This is a genomic window from Acetivibrio sp., assembly GCF_035371925.1.
GTDB lineage: Bacteria > Bacillota > Clostridia > Acetivibrionales > Acetivibrionaceae > Hungateiclostridium.
The window spans coordinates 1842-4428 of the sequence record NZ_DAORXT010000144.1 but is presented as its reverse complement, the minus strand read 5'-3'; the positions used below and the strand labels follow the sequence as shown (position 1 = coordinate 4428).

The 2587-nt window shown below is 39.0% G+C and carries 2 protein-coding genes; both read left to right on the top strand.

Annotated features, from left to right (window positions below; all coding sequences use genetic code 11):
- The first annotated feature begins 16 nt into the window (after positions 1-16).
- Entirely contained in the window at positions 17-1273 is a 1257-nt protein-coding gene (locus PLH43_RS13120; protein WP_324363852.1) for a DNA modification methylase, read from the top strand.
- A 169-nt stretch (positions 1274-1442) separates the two neighbouring features.
- Positions 1443-2204, top strand: a complete 762-nt coding sequence (locus PLH43_RS13115; RefSeq protein ID WP_324363850.1) for a virulence-related protein — start codon at positions 1443-1445, stop codon at positions 2202-2204.
- The last annotated feature ends 383 nt before the right edge of the window (positions 2205-2587 follow it).

The following is a 2587-nucleotide window of genomic DNA, read 5'->3' as shown; positions in this document are numbered from 1 at the left end:
AGGCTGGTGAAGTGGATTGCAAATCGAATTACTGCAAATAGAAAAGCTGATTCCGTATGCAAATAATGCGAGAAACAATGAAAAAGCAGTAGATAAAGTTGCTGCAAGCATTAAAGAATTCGGTTTTAGGAATCCAATTATTATTGATAAGAATAATGAAATTATTGCAGGACATACCCGCCTGTTGGCTGCAAAAAAACTCGGATTGAAGGAAGTGCCTACGATCAGGGCTGATGATTTAACAGCCGAACAGGTAAAAGCATTTAGGATTGCTGACAATAAAACTGCTGAATACAGTGAGTGGAATTTTGAGCTATTGGCTCAGGAACTGGAAGAACTAAAGCTTGCTGACTACGATTTATCCTTAACTGCATTTGATTTGAGCGAATGTGAAAAGTTGCTTGATTTATTGAAGGAAGTAAACAACAAAAATAAAGATGATGATTTTGATATTCAACTGCCGGAAGAGCCGGTAACAAAAAGGGGAGATATTTGGCTGTTGGGTAAACATAGGCTAATGTGTGGCGACGCTTGCAGTGAAAGCGATGTTGCGGCTTTAATGCGGGAAGATTTCGCTGATATGGTATTCACTGACCCGCCATGGAATGTGAATTATGGCGCAACAGAGCATCCAAGCTGGAAACAAAGGACGATTCTCAATGATTCAATGACTACTGAAGAATTTAAAAAGTTTTTGGATTCTGCCTTTAAGGTAATGAATAAGTTTTCTAAGCCTGGATGCATGACCTATGTTGTTATGTCTGCTCAGGAGTGGGGAAACTTGATGCTTTCTTTGAAAGAGAATGGATACCACTGGTCATCAACAATAATCTGGAATAAGGATAGGCTGGTACTTTCAAGAAAGGATTATCATACCAAGTATGAGCCAATATGGTATGGCTGGAGTGATGGCTCTGCAAGGCTTCATCCATTGACTGACAGACAGCAATGTGATGTTTGGGATATTCCCAGACCATCTGTATCTGAACTGCATCCGACAACAAAACCTGTGGAGCTTGTTGTTAGAGCAATCAAGAATAGCAGCAACATGAAAGATATTGTGCTTGATTTATTCGGTGGTTCGGGCACTACACTAATAGCTTGTGAAGAAACGGATAGAAGGTGCAGAATGATGGAATTGGATGAAAAATATGCAGATGTAATTGTAAAGCGATACATTGATAAAGTCGGCAGCGATGCTGATGTTTTTGTTTTGAGGGATGGAGAAAAGATTAGGTATGCGGACATAAAGCGTGAGCAGGTTGCAGTCTAATATTGTCAGCAAATATCGTCTTTCATTCTATCTGTCCGAATATTTTTTAGGATAATTGACAGTTTTAGAAAAGATAAAAAAAGCCTGAAACCCTTCATTTTACTTGATTTAATGTGCTTTTTGAGTGATTAATGTAGTACACAAATCATGAAATGGAGGGTTTTATATTATGGAAAGAAAAGAAATCGTTAAGGCATTGGGAGAACATTTTGGAGTTGAGCCAAAGTACATGGGAGCGCCGAGTTTCGCTTATCAGATTGAAACAGCGGAAGAAACTTACACAATTGACCGAGCAGGGAAGATTACAACTTCGGCAGGGATAGAAGTGGAGCTTGATAGTATATTAAATGGAAAGAATGAAAAGGAAACAAGCAAGCCTACAGCAGAGACAGCAACCTTTGAAATTGCAGTTCCAATGGAAGGTCATACTAGTATCACTTTAAGAAATCTGGTTAATATGATTTACAGCAAACAGGGTCTTATCAAGAAATCATTAGGGCTTACAGCAAATATTATTGAGGATGATTTTTGCATAGGTATCAATGAAGCCAAAACGGAAACATTAGAGGATATAAAAACAGCCATAGAGGGTATTGGAGAAAAACGCTGCCCAGGGATTGCCTTTGATTTTAATAACAACACCATTACCTTCAAGTTTTTAGAAGGGGAAGCAAGTCCTGAAAAGGTAAAAGCCTATACCCAGCTTGTAGCATTATTGAACCAAAATGCCAAAACTTTAAAGCATGTTTCCGCTAAAGCCAAGGATACCGATAACGACAAGTTTACCTTCAGGGTTTTCCTTATTAGACTTGGTATGGTTGGGGATGAGTACAAGGATACAAGGAAAATATTGCTTGAAAACTTGGAAGGGAACTCTGCCTTCAGAAGCGGCAAAAAGCCTGATAAAAAAGTAGATATTGCAACAAAATGACGGACTATCGATATAATATCGCTTCACGTGGGCTTGTGAGGCGATATTTTCATATTGGTGGTATAGTTGCTGGGTTTGCAGTTAATAGCCGGCTTATAGGCGAAGGTATAAATGGGTGAAATGGATATATATTTCAACTTTACTTTCAGGCTGGTTTTGAGGTAATGTACTACCTAACCAAATAAGGAAAGGGGATTTTGAGAGATGAGAACTGAAAACTTAATAAGGGAAACCTTGAAGGGCTTGCTGGCAACTGCAAATGAGAAAATATGTGTGCTTGGCTTAGAGGATGCCCAGGAGGATTTAAGGCAGATAAGGGATATGTACGTTGAACTGGTTCGGTTCTGGGCTTTGGATGAGCATTTGATTGAGGAGTTTGATGA